This is a genomic window from Spirillospora sp. NPDC048911, assembly GCF_043198015.1.
GTDB lineage: Bacteria > Actinomycetota > Actinomycetes > Streptosporangiales > Streptosporangiaceae > Spirillospora.
Genome location: NZ_JBICUD010000009.1, coordinates 270,978 through 287,148, shown reverse-complemented (window position 1 = coordinate 287,148; position 16,171 = coordinate 270,978). Strand labels below are relative to the sequence as shown.

Below are 16,171 nucleotides of genomic sequence, written 5' to 3'. Positions count from 1 at the left end.
GAAAAGACAGGAAACAACAGCGGACCTGATGAACGCCTCCCCATGAAATAAGGGGGCGCCATCAGGTCCACTGTCGTTACGCCATCGATCCGGGTGGCCTATTCGACGATTCCCGCGCGGAAGGCCGCGATGGCCAGTTGCACGCGGTTCGTGGCGGCCAGCTTGTCGAAGAGCCGGGAGATATGGCTCTTCACCGTGGCCTCGCTCATGTGCAGGTTGGCTGCGATGGCGGCGTTCGCGTGGCCGAGGCCGATCTGGATGAGCACCTCCCGTTCCCGTTCGGTGAGAACTCGCAGCCGGTCGAGGGCGTCGCGGCGGCGGGTGCGGTCCTGGGCGGTGACACGGTCGATCACCTGCCGGGTGACCTGGGGCGAGAGCATCGCGTCACCCGCCGCCGCCAGGCGTACGGCGCGCAGAAGGTCGTGGGGCGGGGTGTCCTTGAGGAGGAAGCCCGTCGCCCCCGCCTCCAGGGCCCGGAAGACCGCGTCGTCGGCGTCGAAGGTGGTCAGGACGATCACCGCGGGCGGCCGGGCCCGGGCGCGGATCGCCGCGGTGGCGGTGAGCCCGTCGAGGCCCGGCATGCGGATGTCCATCAGCACCACGTCGGGCCGGGCCGCGCCGACCGCGTCGATCGCCGCCCGGCCGGTGGCGGCCTCCCCGATCACCGTCAGATCGCCGGCCGTCTCCAGGATCATGCGCAGCCCCGCGCGGACGAGGGCCTCGTCGTCGACGAGCAGGACGGAGATCACGACGCGTCGCCCGGCACGCCGTCGGCGCGCCACGGGAGCTCGGCGCGCAGCCGCCAGCCCGCGCCGGCCGGGCCGCTGTGCAGGGTGCCGCCGACGAGGCGGAGGCGCTCGGCGAGCCCCACGAGGCCGGTGCCGGAGCCGGGCAGGTCGGCGGGCTCTGCGCCGCCGTCGTTGTGGACGGTGACGCTCACCGCGCCACCGGCGACGCGGTCAACGGTGACGGTGGCCCGGGCGTGCGGTGCGTGTTTGCGGGCGTTGGTCAGCCCTTCCTGGACGACGCGGAAGACGACGCGGGCCATGACCGGCGGCAGCGTCCCGGCTCGATCGTCGAGCTCGACCCGCTGTCCCGCCCGGACGGCCGCGCCGACGAGCGAGGCCAGGTCGGAGAACGGCTCGTCGAGCGACGCCTCGTCCGTCCGGAGCGCGCCGAGGACATAGCGCAGCTCCTGGAGCGCCTCCCTGGCCGTCACCCGGATCAGGGCCGCCCCTTTCCGCACCGGAGCGGAACCGCCTCCCGCGGTGAGTTCGAGCGCCCCGGCGTGCAGGGCGATCAGCGAGACCTTGTGGGCCAGCACATCGTGCATCTCGCGGGCGATCCGGGCCCGTTCGGCGGCGCGGGCCTGCTCGTCGCGCAACCGCCGCTCGGCCTCCGCGCCCTCGGCCCGCGCGCGCCAGGACTCGGCCAGCGCCCGCCGCGTGGCGACGTACACGCCCGCCGCCGTGACGAGGGCGGCACCGAGGGCCATTCCCGCCACGCCGCCCAGCGTGAGGTGGCCCTCGTCGATCCATGACCAGCCCGCGAGTCCCGCCCATCCGGCGACCGTGGGCATCCACGCGTACCGGAGGGGCATGGAGGCGCCGCTGGAATACAGCCCGACGATCACCGGCCCCGGATTGCCCGACAGGAGATAGGCCGCGGCTCCGGCCACCGCCGCCGCCCACGGCAGGCGGCGCCGCCACAGCTGCGCCAGGCTCCCGGCCGCGCCGGCACCGGCGATGACCACCGAGGGCATGGGCGCCCACCGGCCTCTGACGGCGAGAACGGTGAGGGCCAGGCACACCACGACGAGGGCCGCGTCCACGGCCCACCGGCGGCGCGCTGCATCCATGCCCGCAGCCTAGGCCGCGGCCAGGGCCGCCCTCATCCGCCTTTCGTCGCCGGAAACGGCCGCCGTGCTCCGACTTTCGTCGGAACGCGGCGTCGCCCGCGCTCCGATGTGCGCTCGCCCCTCCCCCTCCGGCACTGAACCGAGCGTCCAGTCCAGGAAGGGACCGTCCATGCCCGCGCCGAAGACCCGCCTGATCGTTCGTACCGTGCTCGGCCTGATCCTCGCGTGCTGCTCGCTCGCCGCACCGGCGCCGCCCGCCGGGGCGGCGCGGACCGCCGCGTCCGCACCGGCGGCCGCCTGTCCCACGGCGGGCCTGGGCGCGTTCTTCGACGGCGCGCTGCCGGGCCGGCTCCGGGACGATCACGTGCCGGGCGCGGTGGTGTCCGTGGTGTCGCACGGCCGGACCATCTTCGCCAAGGGGTACGGATCGGCCGACGTCGAACGGGGCGTCGCGTTCGACCCGGCGAAGTCCCTGGTGCGGATCGCCTCGATCACCAAGGTCTTCACCTGGACGGCGGTGATGCAGCAGGTCGAGCTGGGCAGGCTCGACCTGGACACGGACGTGAACCGGTATCTGACCGCGTTCAAGGTCCCCTCCGTCCGCGGGCGCCCGGTGACCCTGCGCACCCTCATGAACCACACGGCGGGCTTCGAGGGACAGGTCGTCGGCACCGGAGCGCGGACCAGCGGCGGTGTGCCGTCCCTGGAGGACCACCTCGCCCACCACATGCCCGCCCTGATCCGCCCGCCGGGCGAGATATCCGCCTACTCCAACTACGGGGCCGCGCTCGCCGGACACATCGTCAGCCGGGTGAGCGGCGAACCCTACGACCGGTACGTCCAGAGCCACCTCTTCGCGCCGCTGGCCATGAACCGCAGCACCGCGACCGAGCCCGTCCCGGCTCCGCTCGCGCGCGACCTCGCCCGCAGCTACGACTCCGACGCCAGGCCGCCGCGGCGGATCCCGTTCACCTTCGACGTCATGCCGCCCGACGGGTCCGTCAGCACCACGGCCACCGACATGGCCCACTTCATGATCGCCCATCTGGACGGGGGCCGGTTCGGCACGCGGGCCGTCCTCAAGCCCGAGACGGCGGCGCGGATGCACGAACGCTCCTATGCGGCCGACCCACGGCTCGGCGGGTATGCCCACGGCTTCATGGATAGGACCATCAACGGGCATCGCGTCCTGATGCACGACGGCAGCTGGGAGGGGTTCCAGAGCCAGATGATCCTCGTTCCCGGGTGCGATCTCGGGCTGTTCATCTCGACCAACGGCACGGGCGGAGTGGACACCGTCACCGCGGTGGGACGCTTCTTCTTCGACCAGTTCGTGCCCGCGTCCGCCAAACCCGCGCAGGCGTCCTCCCAGCCTTCCCCGACGCCGCCGACGCTGCGGGCCGAGGCCGCTCCGCGCGGCGGCTTCTACAAGCCCGCCCGCCACAACGAGTCGACGGTCGAGAAGCTGCTGGTCCTGCTCGGCCCGGCCCGGTTGAAGGTGGACGGCGACGGCACCGTCCGGTTCAAGGGCGAGACCTGGAGGCCTCAGGGAAACGGCTTCTACACGCGCGCCGACGGGAGGGACCATCTCGTGTTCCTCGCCGGACCGGAGGGCCGCCGCTACGTCGCGACCGACGGCCCCGCCTACCAGCTGATGGGCGCCGCCGAGACCCTGCCGGTCAACCTGGGCGTCCTGCTCGTCTTCGTGCTCGCGGCCCTCAGCGCGCTCGCGGTACCGCTGGCACGCCTCCGTCGCCGCCCCCGGAGCTCGGCCTGGCGGATAGCGCGTTCCCTTGCCGCGAGCGCTCTCGCCCTTGGCCTCGCCTTCCTGGTGCTGCTCTTCGTTCAGGTCCTAGGCGATACCAGTGAGTTCCTGTACGGGGTGCCGTTCAGCTTCCGAGCCCTGCTCGTACTGCCCGTCGTCGTGGTCGTGATGACCGCCTGCGCGTCGTTCTACACCGTCAAAGCCTGGCGAGGCTCAGGCGCCGGCCTCACCGCACGCGTCCACCAGATCGGCCTGCTCACCGGTCTCTTGGCCCTCACGTGGTTCGCTTGGCAATGGAACCTGGGCCTCTGAACACCTACCAGCTGAACACCTACCGGCGCGGGCGTGCGCGCAGGCGCAGCCGGGCGGCCTCTTCGTGGATCTTGGTCTCCGTCTCCAGCAGCTTGGCCTCGGCCTTCTCGGTGCGGAGCCTGGCGCGCATCTCCCGGAAGCTCGGGGTGCGGCGCCGCTCGCGGGCGTCGGCGGTGTCGCGGGTCGCACGGCCGCGCGAGAACCGGTTGCGGAGTCCCATCGTCCTCACTCCTCACTCATCGCTCCCCCGAGCCACATCGTCAGGCCGGGCCCTACCCCGCTCTCGGCCGTCCATCCCGATCACCCCGTTGACCTGGGCGTCCGCGCCTTCGGGGGTGAGAAAGTCCTGGAGCTCACGGTGGCGGAACTGGTACGTGGCGCCGCTGACGCGCAGCAGCCGCGCCTCGCAGGCCCAGTCGAGGAACGTCCACAGCCGCAGCGGGAGCAGGCCGCGCGAGGCGGCGACGACCAGGCCGATCATCGTGCGGGACCAGGCGACCGCGCCGAAGGCGAGCCCGAACGTGACGCCGCCGACGAGCGCGCACACGAGGGACTCGAGCACTCCCTGGTTCAGGACGAACACCAGGAACGCGGCGACGCCGCCGGTGAGGCCGAACGCCACGCCGATCGTCGGATCGCGGTGCAGCGCCTCGCGCGGGTGGGCCAGCTCCGCGTCCGGGCTCCAGCCGCCGGTGGCGATCTTGAAGACGACGCCGAGCGCGAACGCCAGCACGAAGGCGCCCGTGACGCCGAGGGTGAACGCCGGCGGGCCGGCGCCGGCGAGCCGCAGCGGCGGCAGCCCGGTGAGCGCGCCGCACAGGCCGAACCCCATGAGGCTCGCCGGTCCGGCGCGGACCGCCTCGGTGATGGTCATGCGCTCGGCGCCGCGCCGTCCGGCGGCGGTCACCCCGATGACCGCGCCGAGGACGAAGCCTCCCGTGGAACCCGCGATGAGCGCGAAACCGACGCCGAAGACCTCGCCCCTGGTGAGCCAGAGCCCCGCCAGGCCGCCGAGCGCACCGGCCGGGGCGCCCGCCACGATGCCGATCAGGCCGCCGGTCACGCGCTGGCGCCGGGGCACGTTGGCGCGCCCGCCGGCGGCCGACGGCCAGGCCGACAGCGCCATCCCGGTCGCGATGGTCACCCAGCCCGCCATCAGCGCCAGGGTGAGCGCCTCGGCGGCGCCGAGCCCGGCGTCCGCGGCACCGGGAGCGTCGACCGCCGAGCCCGCCCAGAACGCCAGCATGGCGACGACCGCGAAGGCCGCGGCGCACAGCGCGTGCAGCACCCGGACCCGCCGCCTGCCGCCGATGGGCCACAGCAGGTGCGGAACGACGTCGATCGCCGTCAGGCCGGGCGGCGGCCGGTCGGTCTCGGCGGCGTGCACGGCCTGCCAGCGCAGATGGGCGGCGAGGTTCACCAGCCAGGAACGAACCTGCTCGGGCCGGTAGGGCGCGCCGTGGGCGCCGCGCGGGGTCAGCTCGGTCGCCGCCGGGACGTAGGCGTCGAGCAGCCGCCGGGTGATCCGCGCCGCCGCCTTGCCGTCGTCGGCCTCGGTCTCGGCGTGCAGCAGCTCGGCGGGGTCGGCGCCGGACTCCACGGCGGTCACGGTCAGCAGCAGCCGCCACGGCGTGGCCAGCGCGATGTGCACCGCCTCGGCCGACGGGCCGGACAGCATCGCCACGATGCCGTCGCGGTGCTCGCCGCACGGATGACCGTCCGGCCAGCGGGCGTGCAGGTAGGCGCCGATCTGCTCGACGCTCAGCGAGTGCAGGTGGATGCGGGCGGCGTCCTCAAGACCCACCCGGGCCTCGGAGAGCCGCGCGTACCGGTCGGCGCGGCAGGTCACGACCACCGCTCCCGCGCGCCGCCCCGAGAGGTCGCTGTACCGGTTGAGCTCGGCCAGCAGCCCGATCGCGCGGCGCGGCTTGCCGTTGGAGGGCTCGGGGTCCAGCTCGTCGAGCCCGTCCACCACCGGCAGCACCCGGCGATCGCGGACGAGCCGTGCCGCGTCCTGCGCCGCGAGCCCGTACTCCTGCGCGAGCTGCCCGGCCACCCAGCGCTCGAACGGGGTGCCCAGCGTCCAGCGGGCCGCGTCGAGGCGCACCGGGACCATCGGGCGCTCGCCCGGCGGCACGCCGCCCGCGGCGAACCGCTCCATCAGCTGCAGCACCAGCTCGATGGCGAGCACCGTCTTGCCCGCCCCCGACTCCCCCACGACGAGCAGGCGCCGCGGCCGCAGCCCGCTGAAGAACCGGCCGATCGAACGCAGGTCGTCGATCGCCTCCGCGTCCTCACCGGGATGGCGCGGGCCCGCCTGCGCGCCGAAGGAGATCGGGGCGATGTTGTAGCCGCCGAGCAGCCCCTTGCGCGCCCTGTCAGCCTCCCCGGCCGCGCGCCGGGCCAGCAGTTCGAGGGCGGGGTCGGCCGGGGGACGGTCGGCGGCCTCGACCTGGGCCATGATCCAGCTCTTGACCGCCTCCGGCACCGCCATGGTCACCGGCTCGTCCGGCGCCGCCGGCGCCGCCGCGTCCTCCGCCGGAGCTTCAGAAACCGCGGGACGGGCCGGCGGGTCGGTCAGGGCCGTCCTGGCGGCGCGCCAGCGTTCGAGCTCCCCCGGGATGAGCTCGGCCGGATAGTCGCCGTAGCTCAGGCACGCGGTGACGAACGCCTTGACGAAGTCCCACCGCGGCACCTTGCCCGGCTGCCGCAGCACATGCGAGATCGTGCTCTTCGGCAGCGCGTCGATCGCGGTGCCGTCCGGGATCACCGTCTGGCCGCCGAGCGAGCGCAGCCTGCTCAGCGACGGCTCGCCCGCCCACTGCCGGAGCCGCACCAGCGTCTGGACGAAGTCGGCCGGCGTGCCCGCGCCGGCCGGGTCGGGGGGACGGGAGTCACCGGTGGTCATCGCTGATCGGTCCCCACCAGCGCCCACTCGAACGTCGCTCTCCCCCGTCGTGGCCATCGGTCGTCGCTGCAGGTGCCCACCAGCGTCTGGACGTGGCGCGACTCCATCAGGAAGTTGCGCGCCTCGTCGGACTCGACCAGTTCCCGGCCGACCGCGATCGGGACGAACCCGTGCTTCGGAATGTAGACCCACCGGCCGCGGTCCCAGTCATAGGGATCGAACCAGTGGTGCCGGACCGTGCCGGACACCGCCACGTCCGCCCCCGTCCGCGTCAGGACGAACGAGCCGCGCGAGCGCAGCAGGCTCATCCTGCTGACGTAGAAGAGCTCGGTGCCGATGAACGCGTTGATCCGCGCGTCCCAGTGGTCGTTCACCCAGGTCGAGTCGCCGTCGGCCAGCGCCCGGGCCGCCCGCGCGAGCTGCCGCTCGAACCGGCGCTGGTTCTTGCGCTCGGCCTTCCTGATCACCCGGAACGAGCGCAGCCACCGCCGCGACATGGCCCGGGACGCGCCGGCGCCGTCCATGAAGTGCTCGAGGAAGTCGGCGGCCATCGGGTGGATCTGCCGGCTCTCGGCCACGATCGAGCGGAACAGCCCGGCCAGTTCCGGAACGGGCCGGCCGGTCCGGCGCCGGAAACCTCGAAAGAACATTCCTGCCTCGTCCGTCCACGTGGGTCGTTCGCCGAGCCGGCACGTGCGCTGTGCGACATCTCGGGCTCAGTGACATCTCGGGCTCACTGACATATCTGGCGGAACGCCTCCTGGGGCACGTAGCGTTCCCACTCGGCGCGGGTGAAGGAGCGGCCCGCGTTCGCGCACGCGGCCGCCACCGGATCGGCGGGCAGCGCCACGTTCCAGAGTCGCACGGTCTCGGCGCCCGCGGTCGCGACGGTCCGCCCGTCCGGGCCGTAGGCGATCCCGGCGATGCCGCCGCGCTCCTGGCCGGTGAGCGGATGCCCGAGCTGGCGGTAGGTCAGCAGATCCCACAGCCGCAGGGAGCCGTCCATGGCGCCCGTCGCGAGGACCGTGCCGTCCGGGCTGAACGCCATCGCGGTGACCGCGCCGGTGTGCCCGGTGAGCGCGGCCCCGATCGGCCGCCGCCGCGCCACGTCCCACAGCCGCACGGTCTGGTCGTCGGCGGTGGCCGCCAGGACGCGGCTGTCGGGGCTGAACGCCAGCGCGTCGATCATGCCGTTGGACGCGATGCCGACCGGGCCGCCGACCGGGCGCCGCGTGGCGATGTCGAAGACGCGCACCTTGCGGTCGAAACCGGCGGTGGCGAGGGTGGTGCCGTCGGGGCTGACCGCCATCGCCGAGATCACCTCGGTGTGGCCGGGCACGGTGATCCTGGGGCCGGTCTCGCGGCGCGCGCCGACGTCCCAGAACACGATGGACTGGTTCTGCTGGGCCGCGAGGAGCCTGCCGTCCGCGGTGAGCCGCCCGTTGCCCGTGCGCTGCCCGAGGGTCGTGGCTGGGCCGGCCGGGCGCCCGGTCGCCGTGTCCCACGTCCGCACCCCGTCCGGGCCGACGGCCGTGAGCGTCCGCCCGTCGCGGGCGAAGCCGAGGACGTGGACGACGCCGCGGAGGGTGGCGCGGCCGCCGTCCGCCGGGCGCCCGCCGGCCGGCTGCCCGTCCGCGGATTCGTCCGGGTCGCCGATCGGGCGGCGGGTGGCGGCGCTCCAGAACCGGACCACGGGCCCCGAGCCCTTCGTCCCGGCCGCCGCCACGATCTTCCCGTCGGGGCTCATCGCCACGATCGACGACCCGCGCAGGGCGCCGCCGACCTGCTGATAGGTCACCGGATCTCCGAGCCGCACCACGCTGTCGGCGCCGGCGGCGGCGACGAGCCGGCCGTCCGGGCTGAACGCCACCCGCTGGACGGCGAAGTGGTTGTCGCCGAGCTCCATCCCCACCTGCTCGTGGCCGGCCACGTCCCAGAAGCGGGTGAAGCCGTCGCTCCCGCCGGTGGCGAGCCTCGTCCCGTCGGGACTGTAGGCGACGGACCAGAGGGCGGCCCTGCCGTCGCGCGCCGTCAGGGCGGCGCCGATCTGCCGGTGCGTGGTCAGGTTCCACAGCCGGACGGTGCCGTCCGAGGCGGCGGTCGCGAAAGCCGTCCCGTCCGGGCTCGGCGAGACGTCGTTGATCTCCCTGGTGTGCCCCTCGAACGGCGCGCCGAGCTGCCGGGAGGTCGCCGTGTCCCAGAGCCGCGCGGCACGGTCGGCGCCCGCGGTGACCAGGCGTTTTCCGCCGGTGGTGAAGGCCACCGCGTTGACGGCGTTCAGGACGCCCGGATCCGCGTGGCCCATGGGGCCCGAGATCCAGCGGCGCGCGGTCACGTCCCACAGCCGGACCGTGCCCTGGAGGCTCGCGATCGCGAGCGTGCGGCCGTCCGGGGCGACCGCGAGCGCCGAGACGACCCCGCCGCTGTCGAGCGGGGCGCCGATCTGCCGGTGCGTGGCGATGTCCCAGAACCGGACCGTGCTGAGGCAGCTCGTGACCAGCATCCGTCCCTGCACGGCGAAGACCGCCTTGACGCCCGCGGTCCCGCACTCGTCCCGCGGGTGGACGAACGGGGCGCCGAGCTGGCGGCGCGACGCGGGGTCCCAGAGCCGCGCGGTGCGGTCCGCGCTCCCGGTGGCGACGCGCTTGCCGTCGGGGCTGAACACCACCGTCCGGACCTCCGACTCGTGCCCGGTGAGCTTGCCCCGGCCCGGGTTGGCCGCCGCGTCCAGCAGGCGGTGGCGGGCCTCGACGGTGGGCGCGATCCGCCAGGCCGCCACGGCGAGCAGCGTGCGGGCGATCGGGTCGTCGGCGACCTCGCTCTGGGCGGCGAGCTGGCGCGAGACCGCCAGGTCGCGCTGGTGATCGGCGTCGTCCGCCGCGTCGAGCGCCAGGACCGCCGCGATCAGGGTGAGCACCGACGCGACCGCGAGGACGGCCATGACGGCACGGCGGCGGCGCCCGGCCCGCCGGGCCTCCCGCTCGGACGCCCCGAGGAAGGCGGCCGCGGTCGGGCCCGGCGGCGGGAAGCTGGCGGGGTCACCGTCCCAGCGCGGCCGGCTGTCGTCGACCGACAGCAGCCGGACGCCCCGGTAGAGGAACGCGGGGTCGCGACCGTGCTCGGCCCACTGACCGGCGTCGTCGATGAGCCGTTCGTAGACCGCCTGGGCGGTCAGGTCGGGTTCGAGCCACTGGCGGAGCGCGGGCCAGGCCGCCAAGAGCGCGTCGTGCGCGATCTCGGCGGTCTCCTCGTGCAGCGTGATCAGGCGCCGGCCGGCGAACGCCGACAGCAGCGCGCCGACCCGGTCCCGCCGTTCCGCCGCCGGGACCGACGGCGCGAGGGCGGCGGCGTGGAGCTCGGTGAGCGTGGCCGGCCGCCGGGCCGCCCGGCCGCCCGGGGCGATCACGGTCATGCGCCGGAAGAGCTTGAACGCGACGGCGCGATCCGCCGCCGGCAGCCGCTGGAGGACCTCGTCGGCCGTGCGGCGCACGGAGTCGCGGACCTGGCCGGCCTCCTCGTAGCTCCGGATGGTCAGCCGGCCGTTCTCCCGCTTGTGCCAGGTGTTGCGCAGCGCCTGGGAGAGCAGCGGCAGGGCACCGGGGTCATATCTGTCGTCGGGCGACCGGTCGGCGCGCAGGTCGCCCAGGATCGTGTCCACCAGGCCCGGCTCGATCTCCAGTCCCACCGCCGCCGCGGGGCCGGTGACGGCCAGCCGGAGGTCCGACTCGGTCATGGGCTCGACGATGACCTGGCCGTCCTGGATGGCCTCGGCGAACTGCGGGTAGGCGGCGCACCGGTCCCAGTAGTCGGCGCGCAGGCCGACGACCACCACGGCCCGCGCGGGCCCTTCGGCGAGGGCGTGCAGGATCCCGACGAACGACTGGCGTTCCCGTTCGCCGGTCACCAGGGTGAACAGCTCCTCGAACTGGTCGACCACCAGGACGAGACGGCCGTCCGGGCCGGCCGGATCCGCCAGCGCGCGCCCCGGGTCGTCGCGGAGTCGCCCGGCCACCTCGTCGACGGACCCGCCGTGCGCCTTCGCCCACGCCTCGGCCAGCGCGTGCGAGGGATCCGAGGTCGGCGTGATGAGCAGGCGCGGCCAGTGCTCCGATCCGCTGACCGGCAGCATCCCCTCGGCCAGTGCGGGGATCAGCCCCGCGCGCAGGAGCGAGGACTTGCCGACGCCCGACGCGCCCGAGACGAGGAGGATGGATCCGCGTTCGCGGACCCGTGGCGCGAGGCGATCGAGGAGGCCGCGAGTCGCCCGGGCGCGCCCGAAGAACAGCTCGGTCCGGTCGGCCTCGAACGGCGCCAGTCCTTGGTACGGACAAGGCTCGGCACCATCGCCCGACGGCGGTGTCGCGGCGGCGTCCATGTCCCCCATGGCCCTTGTTGTGACTAACCGCGGCCATGGTAAGGCATCCGAGATCGTCCGATCCCGTCCACCTTCGTCCGACTGATTGCGCCGCAGGCGGGACGCACTTTTTGGTGGGGGTTCGGGTCTCGGCGTTCCAAGGGGGCAAACGAATGGCGGCCTATGTCACCCGGCGATTCTCGGTCCTGGGGACCTTGCGGCTGGAGGTCGGCGGCTCGGCGCGGGCGGTGACCGCCGGCAAGGAGCGGACGATCGCCGCGGCGCTCCTGCTGCACGCGAACGAGACCGTTCCGGTGGACAGGCTCATCGACTACGTGTGGGAAGCACCTCCCCGGGCCGCGCGAGCGTCGCTCTACGCGATGGTGAAAAGGCTCCGGCTGTCACTGGGCGACTCCGACGTCATCCGCACGACGAGTTCGGGCTACCTGATCGAGGCCGGTCCCGGCGAGCTGGACCTGCACGAGTTCGACGCCCTCCTCAAGGAGGCGGCGCGGGCGCGCGAACGCGGCGAGCCGCCCGCCGAGCGGACGAGTCTCGGCAGGGCGCTGGCCCTGTGGCGCGGACCGGCCCTGGCCGACGTGCCCTCGCCGGAGTTGCACCACTCGCTGGTCCCCAAGCTGGAGGAACTGCGGCTGGAGACGATCCGCCGGCAGCTCGACCTCGATCTGGACGCCGGGCGCCACGCGCGGGTCGTCGGCCAGCTCCGCGATCTGACCCGCGACCACCCGCTCCAGGAGGGCTTCTGGAGCCGGCTGATGCTGGCGCTCTACCGGGACAACCGGCAGGCCGAGGCGCTGGCCGCGTTCGCCGGCGTCCGGCGGCTGCTGGCCGAGGAGCTGGGCATCGATCCGGGCGCCGAGCTGCGCGATCTGCACACGAGGATCCTGCGGGCCGATCCCGCGCTCGATTCGGCGGCCGCTCCGGAGGCCGCTTCGGTGGCGGTCACCGCCGGGCCGTGGGAGCGGCTGTGCCAGCTGCCACCGGCGGCGGCGGACTTCGTCGCCCGCGGCCTCGACCGGAAACGGCTGGTCGAGGGCCTGGCCGACGCGGGCGGGCCGAGGGTGACGGTGGTGTGGGGGCCGGAGGGCGTGGGCAAGACCGAGCTGGCCGTCCGCGTCGCGCACGATCTCCGCTCGTCCTTCCCCGACGGGCAGTGGTACGTGGCGCTGAACGGCGACGGCGCGTCGCCGAGACCCGTCGCCGACGTGCTGGCCGACCTGCTCATCGCCATCGGCGTCCCCGCCGCGGCGCTCCCCCGGTCGGCCGAGGCGCGCGCCGCGGTGCTCCGGGCCCGCGTCTCCGACCGGCGGGTGCTGCTGGTGCTGGACGGCGCCCGGGACGCCGCGCAGGTGCGGGCCCTGCTGCCCGGGACGCCGAGCGCCGCCGTGCTCGTCACCAGCCGGTCGGCGCTGGGCGAGCTGCCGGGCGCCCGGCGGCACTCGCTGGCCACGCTCACGCCGGACGAGGCGGTGCTCATGCTGCGCGAGGTCCTCGGCGAGGCCCGGGTGGGCACGGAGGTCTCGGCCGCGCGCGACCTGGCCGACGCCTGCGCCGGGCTGCCGCGGACCCTGCGCGCGGCGAGCGCGCGGCTGCTCGGCGCCCCCGGGCTGGCGCTCGGCGATCTGCTCCGCGAGCTGGGCGGGGCGGCGGGACACCGGCGGTGTCACGGTGTGGAGGGGCATGTCAGCCGGCCAGCGTGCCGCCGGTGGCGTCCAGGAACGCCCCGGTGATCCAGCGGGCCTCGTCGGACGCCAGGAACGCGACGACGTCGGCGATGTCGCCGGGTTCACCGATCCGGTGGAACGCCGACAGCGCGGCCATCTGCTCGACGGCCTCCGGGACGTCGAAGACCGGATTGCCGTTGCGGGTGACGCCCGGCGCGACGCTGTTGACGGTGATGCCGCGCGGGCCGAGGTACTTGGCGTAGTGGAGGGCCAGCATCTCGACCGCGCCCTTGGTCATCGCGTAGGCGATCTCGTTGGGGTTGGCGAAGCGGGTCAGCCCGGAGGAGATGTTGATGACGCGGCCGCCGTCCGGCATGATCCGCAGCGCCCGCTGGATGATGAAGAACGGGGCCTTGGCGTTCACGGCGACCAGCTCGTCGAACAGCGCGGGCGTGGTGTCCTCGGGCGCGACGCCGCCCATGACCCCGGCGTTGTTCACCAGGATGCCGAGCCCCGCGCCGCCCGCGCCGTGCTCGTCGAGCCCGGCCTCCAGGCCCGTGAAGAGGGTGTCGATGTCGCCGGCCACGCCCAGGGTGGCGCCGACGGTGAACGCCTGCCCGCCCGCCTTCTCGATGCGGGCCACGACCTCGCCGGCCGCCGCCGCGTCGCTGCCGTAGTGGACGGCCACCAGGGCGCCGTCCGCCGCCAGGCGCTCGGCCGTGGCCCGTCCGATGCCGCGGCTGGCCCCCGTGACCAGCGCCGTCTTGCCCGTCAGATCACCCATGCCGGTCCTCCTGTCGGGACGTGTGCTCGTGACGTGTGTTCATGACGCTCGCGGAGGGCCCGCCCAGCAGGCCAGGGCCGTGGGCAGGTCCTGGCCCGTGCCGTCGGGAGCGGCCCAGCCGACGTGGCCGTCCGGGCGCACGAAGACCGCGCCGGTGCCGTGCAGAGGGTCGGCTGAGGCGAGCCCGTGCGGCTGGGCGGTCACGACGTCGATCCGGTCGGCCCATGGCTCCGCGAGGTCGCGCAGCGCCGCGTCGTCGGCCAGATCCAGCAGCACGCCCCTGCCGCGGTGCAGCAGGCCGGTGGTGGTGGTCGTGCCGCTGCCGCCGGCGAGCTCGCGCTTGGGCATGCGGAGCCCCAGCAGCGGATGGTCACCCGGTCCCATGTCGTAGCGGATCTCCAGGCCGCTGACCATGCCGGCCAGGTGGCGAGCGGCCTCCTCGTACGCCGTCAGCTCCGACATCAGCTCGCGCAACGGCTCCGTCCGCGGGCCGCCCCAGCAGAGGAGCGCCTGCGCCTGGGTGCTGGTCAGCGACCGCCGGCCCACGGGATGGCGTTCGATGTCGTACGTGCCGAGCAGACCCTCCGGTGCCCAGCCCGAGAGCTCGGCGGCGAGTTTCCAGCCGAGGTTGACCGAGTCCTGGACGCCGGTGTCCAACCGCTCCCCGCAGGCGGGCAGCTGGACGTGGGCGGCGTCCCCGGCCAGCAGCACCCGGCCCCTGCGGTATTCGGTCACCTGGCGGACGATCACGCGGCCGGTGTCCGGGGAGCCCTCCATGGTGGATTCGGTGCCGGGGAAGTCGAACCCCGCGGCCTCGCGGACGAGGCCGCCGCCGCCGTCGCAGCCGGCCAGGTACGGCGCGCGGAGCCGGTAGGGACCGGCCGGCCCCGCCACGTCGGCCTCGACGGCGTCGCCGCGGTCGGTCAGCCCCGTCAGCTCGTGGCCTCGCCGGATGTCGGCGCCGATCTCGGCCGCCCACTCCGCCAGCATGGCCTCGGTGCGCGCCTGGGAGACGTTCCCGGCCCCGTGGCGGGCGCCCTCCAGGACAGCGAGGTCCAGGGGCAGGCCGCCGAAGTGCCCGCGGTCGCCGGTCTCGACGGGGCCCAGGCGCGGCAGCAGGCCCCGCTGGTCGAAGACCTCCATCGTCCTGGCGGCCAGGCCGAGCCCGCGCGGCCGCCCCGCCGGCTCCGGCAGGCGTTCGAGGACGATCACGTCGACGCCGCCGACGCGCAGCTCACCGGCGAGCATGAGGCCCGCCGGGCCGCCCCCCACAATGATGACCTGGGTGTCCATGGTGTTCTCTTCCGGGGCGGCTTCAGGCCTGTGGCTTCGGGTGCACGGGGAGCCTGTCGAGGGCGTGGAACATGGCGGACGGGCGCCTGGTGAGGCGGGTGTCGGCCAGGGTCAGGTCGGGGAAGCGGGCGAACAGCCGCCGGAGCGTCTCCTCGGCCTCCAGGCGGCCGAGCGCGCGGCCGACGCAGTAGCGCGTCCCGGTGCCGAACGAGAGATGGCCGGGATCGGTGCGCAGGATGTCGAGGCGGTCGGGGTCGCGGTACCGGGCCGGATCCCGGTTGACCGCCGCCAGGTCCACGACGACCCGGCTGCCCGCGGCGATGTGGCGCCCGGCCAGCACCTGGTCCTTGGTGGCGGTCCGGCTGAGATAGCCGACCGGGTGGTGCAGCCGCAGGAGCTCCTCGACCGCGACCCCGTAGAGATCGGGGTTCTCCTGCAGCCGCCGGCGCTCGGCCGGATCGTCCAGCAGCGCCCTGGCCCCGTTGGCGATGAAGTGCGCGGGCGCCTCGTGGCCGGCGATCATCAGCAGCACGACCATCGTGAGCACCTCCTCGACCAGCAGGAGATCACCGTCGAGCTCCATCGTCAGGAGCGCGCTCAGCAGGTCGTCGCCGGGCGACTCGCGCCGTCCGGCGAGGATCGGCAGCAGGAACAGCGAGCAGCTCCGCGCCGCCTCGCTCGCGTCGAGGAGCTGCCGGCCGGTCGGCCGGAGCTCCATGAACGCGACGATCCTGTTGGCGAACCCGAGGACGACCCGCGCGCTGTCGACGCCGATGTCGAGCATCTCGGCGATGACGCCGAGCGTGACCGGCTGCGCCAGGTCGGTGATGACGTCGAACTCGTCCCGCCCGTCCACGCCGTCCAGCGCGGCGTCGATGAGGGCCCGGACGCGCGGCCGCATCGCGGCGACCCGCTTCGGGGTGAACCTGCGGGCGACGGCGAGCCGGAGCCGGTCGTGCGTCGGCCCGTCGGTGAAGAGCGCCAGCATCGCGCTGACCAGGGGCGACAACTCGTCCATGGCGCCGAGCCGGGCGATGAGGTCCAGGTTGTCGGTCTGGTCGCCACCGAAGCCGGCGTCCTGCAGCACCTTCTTCGCGGCCTCGTGCGACGAGACGACGTAGACGTTCGTCTCCTCGTCGAAGTAGACGGGGCCCGTGGCGTCCGGGAACGCGCGGACGCGGCCACGTTCCTCGGTCATGTCCATCCTTTGGT

The 16,171-nt window shown here is 74.4% G+C and carries 11 protein-coding genes; 2 read left to right on the top strand and 9 right to left on the bottom strand.

Features of this window, described 5'->3' with window-relative positions; all coding sequences use genetic code 11:
- Nucleotides 1-98 precede the first annotated feature (98 nt).
- Both ACGFNU_RS36130 and ACGFNU_RS36125 read right to left on the bottom strand, forming a co-directional pair.
- On the bottom strand, nucleotides 99-749 hold the full coding sequence (locus ACGFNU_RS36130) for a response regulator (protein ID WP_392601064.1): 651 nt from the start codon (nucleotides 747-749) through the stop codon (nucleotides 99-101).
- Entirely contained in the window at nucleotides 746-1,858 is a 1,113-nt protein-coding gene (locus ACGFNU_RS36125; protein ID WP_392601063.1) for a sensor histidine kinase, read from the bottom strand. Before ACGFNU_RS36125 ends, ACGFNU_RS36130 begins: the two co-directional genes overlap by 4 nt.
- A gap of 169 nt (nucleotides 1,859-2,027) precedes the next feature.
- On the opposite strand from ACGFNU_RS36125, the gene ACGFNU_RS36120 reads away from it, so the two are divergent.
- Nucleotides 2,028-3,935, top strand: coding sequence for a serine hydrolase domain-containing protein (locus tag ACGFNU_RS36120; protein ID WP_392601062.1), 1,908 nt, complete (start codon nucleotides 2,028-2,030; stop codon nucleotides 3,933-3,935).
- Between the two features lie 19 nt (nucleotides 3,936-3,954).
- Here ACGFNU_RS36120 and ACGFNU_RS36115 read toward each other — a convergent pair whose 3' ends face one another.
- The 4 genes from ACGFNU_RS36115 to ACGFNU_RS36100 form a co-directional block, all read right to left on the bottom strand.
- The gene (locus ACGFNU_RS36115; protein WP_392601061.1) at nucleotides 3,955-4,155 is read right to left on the bottom strand and encodes a hypothetical protein; all 201 of its coding nucleotides are present in this window, start codon (nucleotides 4,153-4,155) and stop codon (nucleotides 3,955-3,957) included.
- Nucleotides 4,156-4,167: 12 nt separating this feature from the next.
- Complete coding sequence (locus tag ACGFNU_RS36110; RefSeq protein WP_392601060.1) at nucleotides 4,168-6,843, bottom strand: NACHT domain-containing protein; 2,676 nt, start codon at nucleotides 6,841-6,843, stop codon at nucleotides 4,168-4,170.
- A complete protein-coding gene (locus tag ACGFNU_RS36105; protein ID WP_392601059.1) occupies nucleotides 6,840-7,493 on the bottom strand; it encodes a hypothetical protein in 654 nt (217 codons plus the stop codon). Before ACGFNU_RS36105 ends, ACGFNU_RS36110 begins: the two co-directional genes overlap by 4 nt.
- An 83-nt stretch (nucleotides 7,494-7,576) precedes the next feature.
- The gene (locus tag ACGFNU_RS36100; protein ID WP_392601058.1) at nucleotides 7,577-11,227 is read right to left on the bottom strand and encodes an AAA family ATPase; all 3,651 of its coding nucleotides are present in this window, start codon (nucleotides 11,225-11,227) and stop codon (nucleotides 7,577-7,579) included.
- A 143-nt stretch (nucleotides 11,228-11,370) separates the two neighbouring features.
- Between ACGFNU_RS36100 and ACGFNU_RS36095 the strand changes: the two genes are divergently transcribed.
- Nucleotides 11,371-12,948, top strand: coding sequence for a BTAD domain-containing putative transcriptional regulator (locus ACGFNU_RS36095; RefSeq protein ID WP_392601057.1), 1,578 nt, complete (start codon nucleotides 11,371-11,373; stop codon nucleotides 12,946-12,948).
- On the opposite strand, the gene ACGFNU_RS36090 is transcribed toward ACGFNU_RS36095, so the two are convergent.
- The 3 genes from ACGFNU_RS36090 to ACGFNU_RS36080 are packed head-to-tail and all read right to left on the bottom strand — an operon-like array spanning nucleotide 12,902 to nucleotide 16,157.
- Nucleotides 12,902-13,666 carry an SDR family oxidoreductase gene (locus ACGFNU_RS36090; RefSeq protein ID WP_392601056.1) on the bottom strand — a complete coding sequence of 255 codons (765 nt, stop codon included), beginning with the start codon at nucleotides 13,664-13,666 and terminating at the stop codon, nucleotides 12,902-12,904. The genes ACGFNU_RS36095 and ACGFNU_RS36090 overlap by 47 nt on opposite strands.
- 39 nt (nucleotides 13,667-13,705) lie before the next feature.
- Entirely contained in the window at nucleotides 13,706-14,959 is a 1,254-nt protein-coding gene (locus ACGFNU_RS36085) for an FAD-dependent monooxygenase (RefSeq protein WP_392601055.1), read from the bottom strand.
- A 22-nt stretch (nucleotides 14,960-14,981) separates the two neighbouring features.
- Complete coding sequence (locus ACGFNU_RS36080) at nucleotides 14,982-16,157, bottom strand: cytochrome P450 (protein WP_392601054.1); 1,176 nt, start codon at nucleotides 16,155-16,157, stop codon at nucleotides 14,982-14,984.
- Nucleotides 16,158-16,171 lie beyond the last annotated feature (14 nt).